At 60.0% G+C, this 16,862-nt stretch carries 16 protein-coding genes; 10 read left to right on the forward strand and 6 right to left on the reverse strand.

All coding sequences use genetic code 11. From position 1 onward, the window contains the following. The first annotated feature begins 126 nt into the window (after positions 1 to 126). Entirely contained in the window at positions 127 to 843 is a 717-nt protein-coding gene (aqpZ, locus tag ACP0KA_RS13950) for an aquaporin Z (RefSeq protein ID WP_424629359.1), read from the forward strand. Positions 844 to 936: 93 nt separating this feature from the next. On the opposite strand, the gene ACP0KA_RS13955 is transcribed toward aqpZ, so the two are convergent. Together ACP0KA_RS13955 and purE are read right to left on the reverse strand one after the other, a co-directional pair. Next, entirely contained in the window at positions 937 to 2,037 is a 1,101-nt protein-coding gene (locus ACP0KA_RS13955; RefSeq protein ID WP_424629360.1) for a 5-(carboxyamino)imidazole ribonucleotide synthase, read from the reverse strand. Continuing rightward, on the reverse strand, positions 2,034 to 2,522 hold the full coding sequence (purE, locus tag ACP0KA_RS13960) for a 5-(carboxyamino)imidazole ribonucleotide mutase (protein WP_424629361.1): 489 nt from the start codon (positions 2,520 to 2,522) through the stop codon (positions 2,034 to 2,036). Before purE ends, ACP0KA_RS13955 begins: the two co-directional genes overlap by 4 nt. 288 nt (positions 2,523 to 2,810) lie before the next feature. Here purE and ACP0KA_RS13965 point away from each other — a divergent pair, with 288 nt between their 5' ends. Then, positions 2,811 to 3,446, forward strand: coding sequence for a GGDEF domain-containing protein (locus tag ACP0KA_RS13965; RefSeq protein WP_424629362.1), 636 nt, complete (start codon positions 2,811 to 2,813; stop codon positions 3,444 to 3,446). On the opposite strand, the gene ACP0KA_RS13970 is transcribed toward ACP0KA_RS13965, so the two are convergent. After that, positions 3,419 to 3,625 (reverse strand): YdcH family protein, encoded by a 207-nt coding sequence (locus ACP0KA_RS13970; RefSeq protein ID WP_424631597.1) that lies wholly within the window; start codon positions 3,623 to 3,625, stop codon positions 3,419 to 3,421. The two genes, ACP0KA_RS13965 and ACP0KA_RS13970, sit on opposite strands and share 28 nt — an antisense overlap. A gap of 343 nt (positions 3,626 to 3,968) precedes the next feature. On the opposite strand from ACP0KA_RS13970, the gene ACP0KA_RS13975 reads away from it, so the two are divergent. Beyond that, complete coding sequence (locus ACP0KA_RS13975; protein ID WP_424629363.1) at positions 3,969 to 4,154, forward strand: YdcH family protein; 186 nt, start codon at positions 3,969 to 3,971, stop codon at positions 4,152 to 4,154. Positions 4,155 to 4,258: 104 nt separating this feature from the next. Here ACP0KA_RS13975 and ACP0KA_RS13980 read toward each other — a convergent pair whose 3' ends face one another. Then, entirely contained in the window at positions 4,259 to 5,368 is a 1,110-nt protein-coding gene (locus ACP0KA_RS13980; protein WP_424629364.1) for an NAD(P)/FAD-dependent oxidoreductase, read from the reverse strand. A gap of 201 nt (positions 5,369 to 5,569) precedes the next feature. On the opposite strand from ACP0KA_RS13980, the gene ACP0KA_RS13985 reads away from it, so the two are divergent. From ACP0KA_RS13985 to ACP0KA_RS14005, 5 genes are all read left to right on the forward strand, one after another. Next, positions 5,570 to 8,257: an EAL domain-containing protein gene (locus tag ACP0KA_RS13985; RefSeq protein ID WP_424629365.1), complete on the forward strand. Its 2,688-nt coding sequence runs from the start codon at positions 5,570 to 5,572 to the stop codon at positions 8,255 to 8,257. 79 nt (positions 8,258 to 8,336) lie between these two features. Then, the gene (locus ACP0KA_RS13990) at positions 8,337 to 9,797 is read left to right on the forward strand and encodes a glycerol-3-phosphate dehydrogenase (protein ID WP_424629366.1); all 1,461 of its coding nucleotides are present in this window, start codon (positions 8,337 to 8,339) and stop codon (positions 9,795 to 9,797) included. After that, positions 9,794 to 10,900: an ABC transporter ATP-binding protein gene (locus ACP0KA_RS13995; RefSeq protein WP_424629367.1), complete on the forward strand. Its 1,107-nt coding sequence runs from the start codon at positions 9,794 to 9,796 to the stop codon at positions 10,898 to 10,900. Before ACP0KA_RS13990 ends, ACP0KA_RS13995 begins: the two co-directional genes overlap by 4 nt. After that, positions 10,897 to 11,811 carry an ABC transporter permease gene (locus ACP0KA_RS14000; RefSeq protein ID WP_424629368.1) on the forward strand — a complete coding sequence of 305 codons (915 nt, stop codon included), beginning with the start codon at positions 10,897 to 10,899 and terminating at the stop codon, positions 11,809 to 11,811. The genes ACP0KA_RS13995 and ACP0KA_RS14000 overlap by 4 nt, the downstream gene beginning before the upstream one ends. Further along, positions 11,811 to 12,629: an ABC transporter permease gene (locus ACP0KA_RS14005; protein WP_424629369.1), complete on the forward strand. Its 819-nt coding sequence runs from the start codon at positions 11,811 to 11,813 to the stop codon at positions 12,627 to 12,629. Before ACP0KA_RS14000 ends, ACP0KA_RS14005 begins: the two co-directional genes overlap by 1 nt. On the opposite strand, the gene ACP0KA_RS14010 is transcribed toward ACP0KA_RS14005, so the two are convergent. Further along, complete coding sequence (locus ACP0KA_RS14010) at positions 12,626 to 14,614, reverse strand: AsmA family protein (protein WP_424631598.1); 1,989 nt, start codon at positions 14,612 to 14,614, stop codon at positions 12,626 to 12,628. The genes ACP0KA_RS14005 and ACP0KA_RS14010 overlap by 4 nt on opposite strands. A 408-nt stretch (positions 14,615 to 15,022) precedes the next feature. Between ACP0KA_RS14010 and ACP0KA_RS14015 the strand changes: the two genes are divergently transcribed. Both ACP0KA_RS14015 and ACP0KA_RS14020 read left to right on the forward strand, forming a co-directional pair. Then, on the forward strand, positions 15,023 to 15,724 hold the full coding sequence (locus ACP0KA_RS14015; RefSeq protein WP_424629370.1) for a CoA transferase subunit A: 702 nt from the start codon (positions 15,023 to 15,025) through the stop codon (positions 15,722 to 15,724). Positions 15,725 to 15,747: 23 nt separating this feature from the next. After that, positions 15,748 to 16,398 (forward strand): 3-oxoacid CoA-transferase subunit B, encoded by a 651-nt coding sequence (locus ACP0KA_RS14020; RefSeq protein ID WP_424629371.1) that lies wholly within the window; start codon positions 15,748 to 15,750, stop codon positions 16,396 to 16,398. A 22-nt stretch (positions 16,399 to 16,420) separates the two neighbouring features. On the opposite strand, the gene ACP0KA_RS14025 is transcribed toward ACP0KA_RS14020, so the two are convergent. Beyond that, positions 16,421 to 16,852 carry a DUF1772 domain-containing protein gene (locus ACP0KA_RS14025; protein ID WP_424629372.1) on the reverse strand — a complete coding sequence of 144 codons (432 nt, stop codon included), beginning with the start codon at positions 16,850 to 16,852 and terminating at the stop codon, positions 16,421 to 16,423. Between the last annotated feature and the right edge of the window lie 10 nt (positions 16,853 to 16,862).

Genomic DNA, 16,862 nt, shown 5'->3' on the forward strand with positions numbered 1-16,862 from the left:
CGCGCAATAAATAAAGGCGAATATGCCGATCCCGGGCTTTTGAGTCGAACATTCGACGGGCCTTAAGGGGCTTTTACAGGGTCTCAAAGCTTTAATCGGAACCCTTCGTCCAGCAGGAGATAAAACATGAACGCAAAAAAATACACGGCTGAGGCTATAGGTACCTTCTGGCTAACCTTCGCAGGCTGCGGCAGCGCGGTGATTGCCGCAGCTTTCCCGCAGGTCGGCATCGGACTTTTGGGCGTCTCATTCGCGTTTGGCTTGAGCGTGGTGACCATGGCCTATGCCATCGGTCATATTTCAGGCTGCCACCTCAATCCCGCGGTGACGGTCGGTCTCGCGGCTGGCGGCCGGTTCCCCGGCGGGCAGGTCCTGCCTTATATCATTGCACAGGTGATCGGCGCGATAGCGGCCTCGGCGCTGCTTTATATGATTGCCAGCGGCGCTCCGGGATTTGACGTGACCAAGGGGTTCGCCGCGAATGGCTTTGAGGCTCACTCGCCCGGCGGCTACAGCCTGGTGGCGTGTTTTGTCATGGAAGTCACGATGACGGCGGTTTTCCTGTTCGTCATCATGGGGTCGACCCATGGCAAGGCTCCGGCTGGCTTCGCGCCGCTGGCCATTGGTCTCGCCCTGGTGCTTATCCACCTCGTCAGCATTCCTGTGACCAACACATCGGTCAATCCGGCGCGCAGCACCGGTCCCGCGTTGTTCGTCGGCGGCTGGGCCTTGCAGCAGCTGTGGTTGTTCTGGGTCGCGCCGCTGATCGGCGGCGTCATCGGCGGCGTCGTTTATCGCTGGCTCAGCGACGAACCGACAGGGGCGGTCACAGGCAATCGATAACCGACGAAACTGTTTGAATTAGATACCGGCTGCCGCGAGCATTCGTGGCAGCCTTTTTTTATATTTGGGACTTGGTCTGGAACGCGCCCGGACTCAGTCGTTCTCGACGACGGTCACATGGCCCATCTTACGGCCTGGACGCGGCGCGCCCTTGCCGTAGTGATGGACAGTTGCACCGGGCATCGTCAGCCACTTCCCGTAGTCGAGAATATCGTTCCCGATCAGGTTGGTCATGGTGACCTTGCCATGGCGGACCGGCTGAGCAAGCGACCAGCCCGCGATGGCGCGGATGTGTTGTTCGAATTGCGAGACCGATGCGCCATCCAAGGTCCAGTGACCGGAATTGTGCACGCGTGGCGCGATCTCGTTCACCAGCAGAGACGGCGCCTGCCCGTTGGCCCCAGGAACCACGAACATTTCCACTGCCAGCACACCAACGTAATTAAGGGCGGTCGCGATTTTCTCCGCCATGGCGCGGGCCTGGACGGCCACTGCGTCTGGAATGGCGGCGGGCGCGCGCGAGACCTTCAGAATATGGTCGCGGTGCTCGTTCTCGGTGACATCGTAGCAAACCACCTCGCCAGTTACACTACGCGCGGCAATCACGGAAATTTCCCGCTCAAACGGCACGAAGGCTTCGAGGATGGCGGAGCGCGTTTCGAGCTCGGCCCAGACCCTCTCGGGATCATCGCCCTCGCGCACCACGATCTGGCCCTTGCCATCGTAACCGAAGCGCCGCGTCTTGAGCACTGCAGGCAGGCCGATTTGCGCAATCGCTGTTTTCAATCCCTCTGCGGAGGAGACATCCGCATAACGCGCAGTCGCGATCCCGAGCTTGGTGACGAAGTCCTTCTCCACGAGCCGGTCCTGGGTGGTTTCCAGAACCTTCGGATCGGGCAACACGGCGCGCCGGGCTGCAAGGATCATCGCCGTGGCGGAGGGGACGTTCTCGAATTCGTAGGTGACGACATCAACGTCAGACGCAAACAGTTCGAGCGCCTCGACGTCTGCATATTCCGCGCAGGTCGCATTCTGCACCACGTCGAAGGCGGGCGAGTCCGGATCGGGTGAAAAGACCTGCGCCTTGAGGCCGAGCCTTGCGGCGGCAAGCGCCAGCATTCGGCCCAATTGTCCGCCGCCGAGAATTCCGATGGTGTCGCCTGGCTTCAGCGTCACCCGCTTCGAAGATGTCACTTGGGGTCCTCCGGGCGCTCACGGACCGCCTCGGTCTGTTGCTTCCGCCATGTGGCGAGCTTGGTTGCAAGGCCAGCGTCGTTCAGCGCCAGCATGCTTGCCGCGAGCAGGGCGGCATTGATAGCGCCGGGCTTTCCGATCGCCAAGGTGCCAACTGGAATTCCGGCGGGCATTTGCACAATCGAATAAAGCGAATCGACGCCGGACAGGGCCTTGGACTCGACCGGGACGCCCAGCACGGGAAGTTCCGTCAGGGCGGCCGCCATTCCCGGCAGATGAGCTGCCCCCCCGGCGCCTGCAATCACGATCTTGAAGCCGGCCGCCTTGGCCCCCTTGGCAAAGGCATACAGCCGGTCCGGAGTGCGGTGCGCCGACACGATCAGCGCCTCGTGCGAAACCCCCAGCGCGGTCAGGGTTTCAGAGGCGTGACGCATGGTTTCCCAGTCGGACTGGCTTCCCATGATGATGGCGACGGCGGCTGTCATGCGAGAAATCTTTGAAAAGAGTGGAAAAAAGAGACGCGGATTATAGGGTTGCACTTTCGCGTGGCAAGCCGTTGAGAAAGGACTATCCTTTCATGGTCAACACCGGCAAGGCCGATTCTCGGGCCTGTTTTGGTGACCAACACTGCGGCAGGACGCGTGGCAAAGGTGCCAAATTCGAGAGTCTCGAAGACCAGGGCGACCGCAGGGCATCCGGGCCGAAAAGCGTCCAGCACAACAGCCGAGGCGCGGCCGAAAGTTCCAGCCAAATCGGCTTCGCAAGGCAAGCGTTTGGACGCCAGCAAAGGCAGGCTGCATCCCGACAGCGCGCTGGAGAAAGCCGAGGCTGAAATCCAAGCTCTCAAGGTGCAGCTTGCGACCGCACACGCCAGGATTGATGAGCTACAGGCCTGGGCGGACACGGACTTTCTGTTGAACATTTACAACCGCCGCGGCTTCGAGCGGGAACTCGGCCGCGCCAGCGCTTATATCGACCGCTACCGTGCCGCAGGCGCGTTGATCGTGCTGGACGTCGATCGCCTGAAGCCGATCAACGACACCTACGGGCACGCGGCGGGCGATATGGTCCTGAAGGGCGTGGTGGCGGTGCTGATGCGGCATATCCGCTCATCGGACGTTGTCGGACGGCTTGGGGGTGATGAGTTCGCGCTGCTGCTCTGGAATCTGTCCGATGCAGATGCGCGTGCCAAGGCCACCGCGCTCGAGAAGGCGATCGATTCCCTGACGTTCATGTTCAAAGGACGGGCTGTCGCGGCGGGTGCTTCAACAGGCGTCGCGATGCTGAAACCGATGGACGATGCAGCTTTGGCATTGGAGCAAGCGGACCGGGCGATGTACGCGCGGAAGGCTGAGCGCAAAGGGACCGCGTTGTCCTCAACTCAGGCGATAATGTCCGGCGTGATCTGATCTTCGATAAAGGAGATGCGGTCTCGCAGTTGCAGCTTGCGCTTCTTCAATCGTTGCAGCCGCAGCAGGTCTGGAGCAGGCGACTGGTGCAGCGCCTCGATCGCAGCATCCAGATCGCGATGCTCTTGTTGCAGTCGCGCCAGCTCAAGCGCGAATTCGTTGTTGTCCTGATCTACCATAACCGTTGGTGAGTTGGCTTTGCCGGGCTTCAGCAAACCTATTGCACTACATGGTGTGCTGCACGTGCATTGTCATTACAGATAACAGGAATAATTTCCAGTAATGGAAATGCCAAATAGTTCCTTGAGAACCGATTTTTAATCGTGAGAAAAATTTTAGGCTCGGTTCGTCGTTCCTTGTCGACAGTCCGCCTCCGTCATGTACACTTCATAGTCCGGATGGAGTGGATCCAACCACTCTGTCTCAGCAAGAGGAGCGCGTTTTTCACGCGAACCCGATACGCCATTCGCTTGAAAGCGCGTTTCATCCAACTTTGAAGGCAATCAACAAAGGAGGATACATATGGCGATCGAGTCGCATCTCGTTGAACTGGAACGCAAGCACGAAGTTCTGGAAAACGAATTGCACGATGCTCTGCAGCATCTTTCCACAGACGACCTCCACATCATCGAGTTGAAGCGCCGAAAACTGGTGCTGAAGGACCAGATCGAACGTATCCGCCACGCGGCCAGTTCGACCATTCACTGATAGCAAAAACCATCGTCAATGCGGCTAGTGGGGTGGATTTGACATCCGCTCCCGCCAGGCTGCGCGTGATGATCGTGACGGCAAATGCCGTCACGGCACTTGAGTTATGCTCGCACGTCGGCCAATCGCGCGACTTCGTCCGCGATGGCCAGTGACGACGTGAGTCCGGGTGACTCAATGCCGAACAGATTGATCAATCCGGATACGCCGTGTTCTTGCGGGCCCTGAATCAGGAAGTCCTGCTTTGCAATGGCAGGCGGCACAATCTTCGGGCGGATGCCGGAATAGCTGGGAGACAACGCTCCATCCGGCAATGCCGGCCAGTAGCGACGGATGGCCGGATAAAACCGTTCGGAGCGTGAGGCATCGACTGCGTAATCGATTTTGTCGACCCATTGCACATCCGGTCCAAACTTCGCCTGTCCGCCGAGATCGAGGGTGAGGTGGACGCCGAGGCCACCCGGCTCCGGTACCGGATAGATCAGGTGTGTGAATGGCGCGCGCGCGCTGCAACTGAAGTAATTGCCTTTGGCGTAGTAAGCGGTGGGGATGCGATCGGCCGGCATGCCATCGATTGCGCGTGCAATGGAAGGCGCCGCGAGACCGGCTGAATTGATAAGCAGTTTGCAGCCGATCTCCATCGGAGCATCGCCCCCGACGTGAAGCACGAACCCGTCGGTGGTGACTTTCGCCCCCATCAACGGCGCATGAAACGCGAATGCGGCTCCCGCGCTCTCCGCGTCGCCGCGAAGCGCCAGCATATAGGCGTGGCTGTCGATGATGCCGGTCGAGGGCGACAAAAGAGCGCCGACGCAGTTGAGCGCAGGTTCAAGCGCGCGCGCCTCTTCGCCTGTCAGGGTCTTCATGTCATCAACGCCGTTCGCTTCGGCGTGGGCCTTGATCGAGGCGAGTTTGGCGACTTCATCTTCGGTGGTGCCGACGATCAATTTTCCGCATCGGCGATACGGGATGCCGTGGTCGGCGCAATAAGCGTAGAGCGCCTTCTTGCCGCCGACGCACATGCGCGCCATCAGGCTTCCTGCAGGATAATAAATTCCGGCATGGATGACCTCGCTGTTGCGCGATGATGTCCCTGTGCCGATATCTTCCGTGGCCTCCACGACGATTACTTCGAGGCCTGCCTGTGCCAGCCGCCGTGCTGTCGCGAGACCGACAACCCCGGCACCGACAACTACGCAATCAATCTTGTCCATTCATCGTCCAAATTGCCGGAGTTCGTCCGAGTGCGGGAGACGTAATCGGTCCATACAGCGCTTCGGCATTAGGGCTTCGTTAATCACGAACCGCCTTTGCCTCCATTTTAGACAAAATTACGTCACGTTCAGCGTCAGCATTTACCCGATTCAAACGGCACCGACCAGACAATCCCTCCCGGAAGAATCCGTGGAATGGGAATGACCGGCTGGCAGAAGCAAGCGAACGAACTGAGCATCACGAGTCCGTCGAGGGGCTCGGCGCTGTCGTTTGCCTTGTTGACAGCCGCTTCGGTGCCGGAAGCCTCGGCTGCCGCCGCGTCTCCGCCATCTGTGATCCTGGCATCCTATTCTGATCCCAGCATGATCTGGAATATTCTGGTCGGCGGATTTGTCGTTTTTGCATTTCTGACGTGCGTCATTCTGTGGGTGATGTCGGCTCTGCGGAAGCTGCGCCGTGCAAATACCAGCCGCTCGGCGTTCGTCTCGACGGCGCTGAACAATCTGAGTCAGGGCGTCGTCATGGTGGATGCGCGCAAGCGCATCGTTTTCTGCAACGATCGCTACCTCGAAATCTATGGATTGTCGCGGTCGGACATCTTCAAAGGTATGACCGGCCGTCAGTTGATCGAACTCCGTGCAGCGCGGGGCATGCTCGGCCCGCTCGATGAAGCCATCGATGACTATTACAAGCAGGTCCAATCGCAGGAAGGTTACATCTGCGAGCTGAAGGACGGGCGCTCGATCCTGATCAAGCATCGGGAGTTGACGAGGGGCGGAGGGGTCTCCACGCACGAGGATTACACCGCGCAGCGCAATCTCGCGAAGCAGCTTGCGACGACCAAGAATTTCCTTGAATCGGTGATCGACAACATTCCGGTTTGCGTCGCCGCCAAAACCATCGAAGACGGCCGCTATATCCTGGCTAATCGCGCTTTCGAGCAGTTTTCGCGATTGGGGCGCGAGCAAATTCTGGGAAGAACCGCGGAAGAACTCTTCACCCCAGCAACCGCGTGCACGATCAACCAGGCTGATCAAGCGACAATTTCCTCGGCCGAAGGCCAGGTGCGTAGCGAGTTTTTCATCGAACGTCGCCGCGAGAGGCGCATGCTTGCGAGCAATCGCGTCATCGCGCGCAACGAGAAGAATCAGCCGGAATATCTGGTCGCGCTGTTCGAAGATGTCACCGAACGCCGCAGCGCCAAGAAATTCCTCGAGCTGGTCGTCGACAATATTCCCGTCGCTCTTGTCGTGAAGCGGCTGCGCGACGGTCAATTCGTTTTGGCCAATCGTGGCGCTGAAACGACGTTGAATCGCCCGCGCGAAGAAGTTGTTGGCCGGACCGTCGAGGACATTTGCACGCCAACCGATGCGCAGTTCATCCTGAAGCGCGATGAAGACGCGGTGCGCAAGGGAGGGATTGTCACCGAGGAACATCCGATCCAGACCGAGAATGGGCTGCGCTTGTTCCTGACACGGCGAATGACCGTTCAGAACGAGGCCGGCGAACCGGAATATCTCATCAAGACCCACGAAGACATCACCGACCGGCGCGAGACGGAATCGCGCATGGCCCACATGGCTTATCACGATACTCTGACTGGTCTGCCGAATCGTGCCGCGTTCCAGCAGGCTATGGCCCAGATGATCGATGCCTGTGCGGACACTGATGAAAAGTTCGCAGTCTTATCGGTCGATCTGGATCGTCTGAAGGACATCAACGACGTCTTCGGTCACGAAGTCGGCGACAAACTGTTGATCGAGGTATCGCGGCGAATCGAGAGTGCGTCGCCCGGCGCAGTGGTCGCACGGCTGAGCGGCGACGAGTTTGGCCTTATCATTGATGGTGCGCAGCCGGATACGGCAAAGGCGCTTGCTGCTCGCCTTTCCAAAGCTGTGCAGGACGAGTTCATCGTCGATGGGCGCTCGCTCCGCATTGGCCTGACCATCGGCATTTCACTGTTTCCCGATAACGGTAGCGACGGCGAAGCGTTGCTTTCAAATGCCGATGCAGCGTTGTTCCGCGCCAAGGCGAAGTCGCGCGGCTCCGTCAGTTTCTACGAAGCCGAGATGGACCAGCAGATCCGCGACCGCCGCGCCCTGCATCAGGACCTTTCAACCGCCATCCGCAACGGCGAATTGTCGCTGCACTATCAGCCGCAGGCAAAGACGCGCCACCATCTCTCCGGCGATGATGTCATCGGGTTCGAGGCGCTGGCGCGATGGGTTCACCCCAAGCGCGGCTTTGTCCCGCCGAGTGACTTTATCCCGCTGGCAGAAGAAAGCGGATTGATCGTCGAGATGGGCGAGTGGATTCTGCGCGAGGCGTGCCGCGAAGCGGCTTCGTGGCCCCGGCCGCTGCAGATTTCGGTCAATCTTTCCCCGGCGCAGTTTGCGCATGGTGATCTTGTGAATTTGGTCCATTCGATCCTGCTCGAAACAGGATTGGCGCCGAGTCGTCTGGAACTTGAGATCACTGAAGGCGTCCTGATCGACGATTTCGATCGCGGCTTGTCGCTGTTGCGCCGGTTGAAGGCACTTGGTGTGCGGATCGCGATGGATGATTTCGGCAGTGGCTATTCGTCGCTGACCTATTTGCAGGCATTCCCGTTCGACAAGATCAAGATCGACCGCGCCTTCGTCATGAATCTCGGCCGCAATACGCAGTCCGCCGCCATCATCCGCGCGATGATCGGCCTTTGTCATGGTTTGGGCATTTCCATCGTCGCCGAAGGCGTGGAAACACAGGACCAGCTGAGCTTCCTCTCCGATGAAGCGTGTGACCAGGTGCAGGGCTATTTCCTCGGCAAGCCGGCCGCCATCCCGCATTACGCGGAATGGGTTGGTCGTTCCGCCGTGACGTCTGCGGAAGCACGCAAGATAGGCTGAACGTCCGTCGTCCTCCGTTGTATTCCTTGAACCTTTGATGACTTGACTTATGGGGAGACCCGTTCGAGATCATCGACCCATGACCGATTTCGACGTCGCGATCATCGGTGGGGGATTGAACGGCGTTGCGATCGCCCGCGATGCTGCAGGTCGCGGATTGCGCGTCGCTCTTTTCGAGCAACATGACCTTGGCAGCAGCGGCTCTCAGGGTTCTCCGCATCTGATCCATGGCGGTTTCATGGACCTTGAGCGGCGGCAGTTTTTTCATGTACGGCGTGCGTTGCGCGAGCGCGACATGATGTTGCAGACGGCGCCGCATCTCGTGCGGCCGATGCGCTTCATTCTGCCCGCGCATTCTGAAGAGCGACCGCTCGCGATGCTGCGTATGGGCCTCTATGTCTATGAGCGCCTCGCCTCAGATAGTCCGCTGCCTCGCCCCGAGGCGCTCGACTTGACGATTCACACGACGGGCCATCCGCTCAAGCGCTCGCTGAGAACGGCGTGTGCCTATTCCGACTGCTTGGTGGATGAGTCACGATTGGTGGTGCTCAAGGCCCGCGACGCGGCGGAGCGCGGCGCTGTCATCTGGACCGGGGCGCGTTGCGCTCGTGCGGATCGCAGCGACATCTGGAAGCTTGCCGTGATCAATCGCGGTCACCGGGAAATCGTCACCGCCCGTGCACTGGTCACCGCGACCGGAGCCTGGACTTCGACTGTCGCTGAAACTGTCTTGCATGTGCCGGCGGTTCCGGTGCGCATCACCCGGATCAGCCAGATCATCGTGAAGAGACTGTTCGAAGGTGACCATGTCTATGTCTTTCAGAACGACGATCAGCGCGTGATCCACGCAATCCCTTTTCATGAGGACTTCACGCTGATCGGAACGTCCGCTCAGGCCTTCAAGGGCGATCCGGCGATCGTGTCCGCGACGTCGGCCGACATCGGGTATTTGTGCAAGGTCGCAGGTCGGTATTTTCGCGAACGCCTGGAGCCGGCTGATGTCATTCACGCGATGGCCGGGCCTGATGTGGCAAATGACCGCGGCAGCCATCTCAGTGACGGGTTTACGAAGCTCGACCGAAAATATGGCGAAGCCCCTTTGCTGACGGTGTTCGGTGGCGACACGACCACAGCGCGCCGCCGCGCGGAGCAGGCGGTGACGCAGCTGGCGCCATTCTTCGTCGCGGAGCCGCCCTGGACTCTCACTTCGCCGCTACCCGGGGGTGATTTTTCGTGGGATGACTACGACGATCTGGTTGAAAACACCCGGCAGCGCTGGCCTTTTCTCACCGAGCGTCATGGGCGTCGGCTGGTGGCAGCCTACGGCACGCGGGTGGGGGATATCTTGGACGGGGTAGGGCAACCCAACGATCTCGGTCCTGTGTTCGGCGAGGACCTCACTGGAGCAGAGGTGCGTTATCTGATGGCGAAGGAATGGGCGAGATTTTCTGACGATGTTCTCTGGCGCCGCTCCAAACTCGGATTGAGCATGTCTGTTCCGGATCGAGAGGCCTTGGCAAAATTCATGGCGGCGGCATGAGGTTCGATCAGTTGCAGCAACAGCCTCTGCTGAGAATCGCGTCGGTGGTGAAACGCTTCGGCGGTTTCACGGCGGTCGACGGCTTGTCGCTCGACATCGGTGCGGGCGAATTCTTTGCCTTGCTGGGCCCAAGCGGCTGCGGCAAGACCACGCTGTTGCGCATGCTGGCAGGGTTTGAAACTCCCGATGCCGGAGCGATTCACCTGAACAATGCGGACATCGCACATGTGCCGCCGCATCGGCGGCCGGTGAACATGATGTTCCAGAATTATGCGCTGTTTCCGCATCTTTCCGTGGACAGCAATATTGCGTTCGGCCTCAAGCGCGCAGGGCTGCCGAAGGCCGAGATCGATACGCGGGTTGCGGAAATGATTGCGCTCGTGCGTCTCGGTGGCTTCGAAAAGCGGCGGCCCGATCAATTGTCCGGTGGTCAGCGCCAGCGGGTGGCGTTGGCGCGCTCGCTCGCACGGCGTCCGCAGGTCCTGCTGCTTGATGAGCCGCTGGCTGCGCTCGACAAGAAGCTTCGTGAGGAAACGCAGGCGGAATTGGTCGACGTCCAGCGCCGTCTCGGCATGACCTTTGTCATCGTGACCCATGACCAGGAAGAGGCCATGACGCTCGCCGATCGGATCGGTGTGATGGACAAGGGACAGCTCGTGCAGGTGGCGCCGCCGCGCCAGCTCTATGAGGGTCCCGTCTCGCGCTGGATCGCGAGCTTCGTCGGGGACGTCAACCTGATCGAGGGGCAGATTTCGTCGCGCGAAGCGGATCGCGTCACGATCAGTACGCAGGCAGGCGAGGCGATCATCGCGTCACAGGCGCCACCAAGTGCCTCCGCTATCTGCGTTGCCATCCGGCCGGAGAAGATTCGGCTCATGCATCCGGAGCAGGCCGCAACGGCTGTGCCGAACACCTTCGCAGGCGAGCTGATCGACATCGGGTTCCTCGGCGGCGTGTCGGTCTACAAGGTCAAGCTTGCTTCGGGCGCTGTGCTGCGGGTCGCATCATCCAATGCCACGCGCCGTGCCGCGAATGGATTTGCGGTTGGGGGAAAGGTCTCTGTTTCCTTCGCGCCGGACGATGTCGTGGTACTGGACCGATGAGTACGCGGAAGATTTTTACGCGTCCGGCGCGGATCGCGGCGATCGCGCCCTATCTCTGGATGTTGTTGTTCTTCCTGGTGCCGTTCGGCTTCGTGCTGAAGATCGCTTTCTCGCAGACGGCCATCGCGCAGCCGCCCTATGTGCCGGTGTTCGATCTCGCTGCCGGTTGGGAGAGCTTCAAATCGGCGCTGGCCGCTTTGTCGCCTGAGAACTTCAAGCTGCTGACGTCTGACGATATCTACATGCTGTCTTACGCCCGCAGCCTTGTCGTCGCGTTGAGTGCAACCGCCATTCTTCTGCTGATCGGCTACCCGGTCGCGTATGGCATGTCGCGCCTGCCGCAACGCTGGCAGCCTGTCGCCATGATGCTGGTGATCATTCCCTTCTGGACGTCCTTTCTGATCCGCATCTATGCCTGGATCAACATCCTGCAGCATGACGGGCTGCTCAACAAAATCCTGCTGTCGTTGGGGATCATCGATAAGCCGCTGGTTTGGCTGTCGACGGATGCTGCGATGTATCTGGGTATTGTCTACTCTTATTTGCCGTTCATGATCCTGCCTCTCTATGCGACCTTGTCCAAAATGGACGAGGCGTTGCTGGAAGCGGCCGCCGACCTCGGATGCTCTCGCAGCAAGGCATTCTGGCTGGTGACATTCCCTCTGTCGTTGCCGGGCATCGGTGCAGGCGTGTTGTTGTGTTTCATTCCGATCGTCGGCGAATTCGTCATTCCGGACCTGCTGGCTGGCTCCGGAAATCTGATGATCGGGCAGACGCTGTGGCTTGAGTTCTTCACCAACAAGGATTGGCCGGTCGCATCCGCCATTGCCGTGGTGTTGCTGATCGTTCTGCTGCTGCCGCTGTTGGTTTATGAGAAGCTGCAGCGTCGTCATCTGGAGGCGCAACGCTGATGGCGGGAGAAAGCAGCAAGCGGTTGTCCGGATTCAATGTGGCGTCTGTCGCGCTCGGGATGACGTTTCTTTATCTGCCGATCGTGATCCTTGTGATCTATTCCTTCAACGCGTCCCGGCTGGTGACCGTGTGGGGCGGCTGGTCGCTGAAGTGGTATCGGGAGTTATTCAACGATCAGGCGATGTTGTCGGCGACCTGGATGAGCCTGCGCGTCGGTGTGGTCGCAGCTACGCTCGCAACCGTCCTTGGAACTCTGGCCGCGATCGCGTTGTCACGTGGGGAGAGCTTTCGCGGGCGGACGCTGTTCTCCGGCATGCTGTACGCGCCGTTGGTGATGCCGGAGGTCATGACCGGCCTGTCGCTGCTTCTGCTGTTTGTCGCGACAAATGCCGAACGTGGATTTTGGACTGTCACGATTGCGCACACCACGCTGACCATGTGTTTCGTCGCTGTTGTGGTTCAGTCGCGGCTGAACGGCCTCGATCGCAGCCTGGAGGAGGCGGCGATGGACCTTGGGTGCACGCCGGTCCGCGCCTTCATCGCGGTGACCTTACCTTTGATCCTGCCCTCAATCATCGCCGGGTGGCTGTTGGCGTTCACGCTGTCGCTTGATGATCTGGTGATCGCGAGCTTTACCACGGGCCCTGGTTCGGCAACCTTGCCGATACGCATCTATTCAGAGGTACGGCTGGGCGTGAAGCCGGAGATCAACGCGATCTGCACATTGGTCGTCGGTGCAGTGGCATTGGTAATTATCGCCGCATCACTCGCGTCCAAGCTCTCAAGCAAGCAGGGTGAGAGCGCGGCGCCGCTCTAGTTCGACTTCTCGGAGTTCTGGGTCGCGGCGGATGGCGGATTACCCGAGGTCGGAGCAGCAGGTGGATTGCTGCCGGATGCGTTGCTGTCGGGAGCCTTTTTCCCGCCAGTGAAACGTTCGATCACTGATTTCACGGCATCGCGTGTCTTGCGATCTTTGATGGAGTCGAGCAGCGGGGCGGACGCCGGTGAGCGGCGGATGAGTGAATCCGAATCCGGGAAGATCAGCGGATCGTCCCATGGTCCCTGCACCACGAACGGCAGCTGGAAGGTCGGTGGCGCGTCTTTCGCTGACACGAGGCTGGCCACACCCTTCAGGTCATATTCACGTGAAGGTACGGACGCCGTTCCGCTGAGCGTGACAATTGTGGTCGGCCCTTCGAGCCGGGCATCCTCTGTCGTGGCGATACCGTCATTGAAGCGAATGGCGATGTTCAGTTTGTCGAATGGCGTGTTGCCGCTGCGGAAATTACCGGCGCCGGACAAAGGCCTGCGCTCAAGCCGTTTCAGGAGCTGTTCGATATTCATGCCGCCGATTGCGCCGTCGTGGCCGGCGAGACTTGCAGTGCCATCGAGTGATTGGGCCAATCCGAACGGGCTGGAGCCTGACGCCTCCAATGCCAGATTGAGATTTCCTCGCCCTGTCAACCGGCTGACACCGAACATCTCATTGGCGCAGGTTGCCAGATCGACGTCGTTGAATTGGAACTGAGCCTTTACGTCGGCGGTCGCATCCGAGCGGGCGATGCCGATCGAGCCTTTGAGAACCCCGCCGTAAATCTGTGCTTCTCCGATACTCAACGCCAACGTGCCGTTCCGTAAATTGGCGCCGACCGCGGTGCGGCCCAGCTTTGAAGGGCCAATCGTGACCTTGGCTGCGGACAGGCGCATGTCGAGATCGGTTGCGGACAATCCGCGGAGATCAAACAGCTGCCGGTTCCAGTCGCGCGCGCCGCTTGCCAGCCAACGCACGGTGTTGACGTACGGCGTGAAGTCGAGCGCGTCGGCGGCCAATGTCGCCTGAACGGTCTGCCTGTCGCCTTTGCTGTAGGTGATCACGCCTTCGGCGGTGTTGCCGTCGAGTTCGAGATTGACATTGGTCAGCGCGATGGATTCGCCGACGACATTGGTGCGGGCCTTGAGTGCAAAACGTTCGAGGCCGCCGGTGGCGGGCGTATCCTGGCCGGCCCAGCGCAACGCATTGCGCAGGGAGGGACTGTCGGCCGTCAGCGTGCCTTCCATCAGGAGGCTGGTCCGGTTTGCCATCGCGCCATCGAACGCAAATTTCAAAGGCGTGCTGGTGACACGAACCTTGATCGCTGACCGGTCGCCGGAAAGCGCCGCGACAAAGTCAGAGATATGCAGGCTGCCGTCGACGCGCTCGCCGCGCCAGTCGAACTGACCGGTCGCAGCAAATGCGCGCGAAATCGATGGCCATGCCAGCGACAGATCAACACCGTCGATGGTTTCAGTCCCGTTGTGAGCGTTCTGATAGTTCAGCACGCCGTCCTTGATGCGGATTTCCGAGAACGAGACGGGACTGTCCACGCCCGGCTTGAGCGTGCGCGCCAGCGTCTCGACGATCGGCGTCCAGTTACTGCGGCCGTCTGCACCGTGCTTCACGTTCATCTGCGGGTGCAGCAGCGTGACGTCCGCGATGTCATAGCGACCCAGCAGGAGAGACGGCAGGCGCAGGTTGGCGGTCAGCTCATCGACCGCAAGCGGCTCATCGGCAAAGCCGCTGCCGCGCGTGCTGGACCCTTTGAGCCCAACCTTGTGCAGCTTCACATAGCTGCCGGGAAAGATTGAGATGTCGACATCGCCATTGACCACCAGATCGAGGCCGGTGAGCGCGCGGATCTGTCTCTCGACGGACTGTTGGACGGCATTCCGGTCGACGAGCCAGGACATCGCGATCAGCCCGAGCAATACAGCTGCGAGCAATGCCGCAATCGGTATCCCCAGGCGTTTTATTCCTTGGGCCATCGTCAACGAAATCATCCGGTAAGGGGCGGCGGCTTTGAGGCACCGGCAGATTCCCTCCTGCCGCGCGGGCGCAACTTGATGCAGTTTCTTGACGCTTTCAAGGCCATTGGCCGGTTTGAGGCCGCGTCATCCCCTATACTAAAGGCCCTGGTGTCCCGTCTCCGAATAAGTGGCCAATTGCGGCGCGCTCGCACGGTTATTCGGAGGCGAAAGGACACTAGCAAAATCAAAATGCTAGTGTGGCCTTATTTCGCGCAATTGCCGGTAAGAGACGAGCCGCAAGGGTGATCGGCAATTACGGGACGCCACACGCGTCAGCCCGCGATTGACGTATCTCGAAGATTTCGCCTAATAATCGCCCACACCCCGGCGGGTTCTGCCGCTTTCCCTCGATCAGGTCACATCACAATGAACAAGGTCTTCCCCGACGCGAAATCCGCGCTCGAAGGTGTTCTCAAGGACGGCATGATGGTCATGTCGGGCGGCTTCGGGCTTTGCGGTATCGCCGAGGTCCTCTCCGACGCCTTGCGTGAATCCGGCGTCAAGAATCTGACAGTTGTTTCCAACAATGCGGGCGTTGACGGCATCGGGCTGAGCCGGCTGTTGGAAACCCGGCAAATCAAGAAGATGATCTCGTCCTATGTCGGCGAGAACAAGCTGTTCGCGCAGCAATACCTGGCCGGTGAACTGGAACTCGAATTCAACCCGCAGGGAACACTCGCCGAGCGCATCCGCGCCGGTGGCGCGGGCATTCCCGCATTCTATACCAAGACCGGCGTCGGCACGCTCATTGCGGAAGGCAAGGAAGTGCGCGAGTTCAATGGCGAGAAGTACGTCATGGAAACCGGTCTCGTGGCCGATCTCGCGATCGTGCACGCCTGGAAGGGCGACACCGCCGGCAATCTCGTCTATCGCAAGACGGCCCGCAACTTTAACCCGATGATGGCGACCGCTGCCAAGGTGACAGTTGCCGAAGTGGAGCATCTCGTGCCCGCCGGTGAAATCGACCCCGACCACATCCACACGCCGGGCATTTTCGTGCAGCGTATCGTTGCGGTCGATCCGAAGCTGAAGCGCATCGAGCAGCGCACCCTGCGCAAGCGCGCGTAACCCATTTCCGACAGGAGAGCACCATGGCCTGGACTCGTGAACAGATGGCTGCCCGCGCCGCGAAGGAATTGCGCGATGGCTATTACGTCAATCTCGGCATCGGCATTCCGACGCTGGTGTCAAACTACATTCCCGACGGCGTGGACGTCGCGCTGCAGAGCGAGAACGGCATGCTCGGCATGGGACCTTTCCCTTACGAGGGCGAAGAAGACCCGGACCTGATCAACGCCGGCAAGCAGACAGTGACGGAACTTCCGGATACCAGCTATTTCTCCAGTGCGGATTCGTTCGCGATGGTTCGCGGCGGTCACATCGACCTCTCTATTCTCGGTGCCATGCAGGTGGCGGAGAATGGCGATCTCGCCAACTGGATGATCCCGGGCAAGATGGTCAAGGGCATGGGCGGTGCGATGGATCTCGTGGCGGGCGTCAAGCGCGTCGTCGTGGTCATGGAGCATTCGGCCAAGGATGGTCCGAAGCTCCTGCATCGCTGCAATCTGCCGCTGACCGGTGAACGCGTGGTCGACATGGTTGTGACCGATCTTGCGGTCTTCACCATCGACAAGCACGGCAAGGACGGCATGGCGCTGATCGAGCTCGCCGATGGCGTCACGCTCGATGAAGTGAAGGCCAAGACGGAAGCCAGCTTCCGCGTCGCGCTGAAAAACGCATAAAGTTCTGTGGGCGTCGGTCAGTTTATCTGCCCGACGCCCATAGAAAGATCAGGGTGGCCAATCCTCCGAGTGCGGTTCGACCGGCGTGCAGTGTGGCCCATCTCTCGATCAAATTTCGGACCTCGGAGCCGGTTTCTATCGGGTCCATGCCCATCAGCTTCTGATTGACCGGCATGATCGCCAGAAGCGTGTAGGGCCAGTTGGCAACGAGGACGATGGCGCCGAGTAGCCACAGCAACTGCCCAATCTGCCACCAAGCTATCAATCCCAGCACAAAACCGATGATTGCCAGCGGTGCCTGCATGGCAAAGCCGCGTTTGTAGGATGGCTTCCATTCGGTCAGGAGCGCGCGGTCATCGAGCATCAGGCGCGCCGGCTGCTCGACGATGCTGACATACATCGCAGCCCCCGTGAAAATCGCGGAAACGATCAGCGCAAGCTGGCCTGCGAACATCTCGGCTCTC

Origin of the sequence: Bradyrhizobium sp. SYSU BS000235 (assembly GCF_049747295.1) — a bacterium.
Lineage (GTDB): Bacteria > Pseudomonadota > Alphaproteobacteria > Rhizobiales > Xanthobacteraceae > Afipia.

Excerpts from the sequence above, each read along its gene's own strand:
- aqpZ (WP_424629359.1), top strand. The coding sequence starts at position 127 with ATGAACGCAAAAAAATACACGGCTGAGGCTATAGGTACCTTCTGGCTA.
- purE (WP_424629361.1), bottom strand. The coding sequence starts at position 2,522 with ATGACAGCCGCCGTCGCCATCATCATGGGAAGCCAGTCCGACTGGGAA.
- ACP0KA_RS13970 (WP_424631597.1), bottom strand. The coding sequence starts at position 3,625 with ATGGTAGATCAGGACAACAACGAATTCGCGCTTGAGCTGGCGCGACTG.
- ACP0KA_RS13975 (WP_424629363.1), top strand. The coding sequence starts at position 3,969 with ATGGCGATCGAGTCGCATCTCGTTGAACTGGAACGCAAGCACGAAGTT.
- ACP0KA_RS13980 (WP_424629364.1), bottom strand. The coding sequence starts at position 5,368 with ATGGACAAGATTGATTGCGTAGTTGTCGGTGCCGGGGTTGTCGGTCTC.
- ACP0KA_RS13985 (WP_424629365.1), top strand. The coding sequence starts at position 5,570 with ATGACCGGCTGGCAGAAGCAAGCGAACGAACTGAGCATCACGAGTCCG.
- ACP0KA_RS13990 (WP_424629366.1), top strand. The coding sequence starts at position 8,337 with ATGACCGATTTCGACGTCGCGATCATCGGTGGGGGATTGAACGGCGTT.
- ACP0KA_RS13995 (WP_424629367.1), top strand. The coding sequence starts at position 9,794 with ATGAGGTTCGATCAGTTGCAGCAACAGCCTCTGCTGAGAATCGCGTCG.
- ACP0KA_RS14000 (WP_424629368.1), top strand. The coding sequence starts at position 10,897 with ATGAGTACGCGGAAGATTTTTACGCGTCCGGCGCGGATCGCGGCGATC.
- ACP0KA_RS14005 (WP_424629369.1), top strand. The coding sequence starts at position 11,811 with ATGGCGGGAGAAAGCAGCAAGCGGTTGTCCGGATTCAATGTGGCGTCT.
- ACP0KA_RS14010 (WP_424631598.1), bottom strand. The coding sequence starts at position 14,614 with ATGGCCCAAGGAATAAAACGCCTGGGGATACCGATTGCGGCATTGCTC.
- ACP0KA_RS14015 (WP_424629370.1), top strand. The coding sequence starts at position 15,023 with ATGAACAAGGTCTTCCCCGACGCGAAATCCGCGCTCGAAGGTGTTCTC.
- ACP0KA_RS14020 (WP_424629371.1), top strand. The coding sequence starts at position 15,748 with ATGGCCTGGACTCGTGAACAGATGGCTGCCCGCGCCGCGAAGGAATTG.
- ACP0KA_RS14025 (WP_424629372.1), bottom strand. The coding sequence starts at position 16,852 with ATGTTCGCAGGCCAGCTTGCGCTGATCGTTTCCGCGATTTTCACGGGG.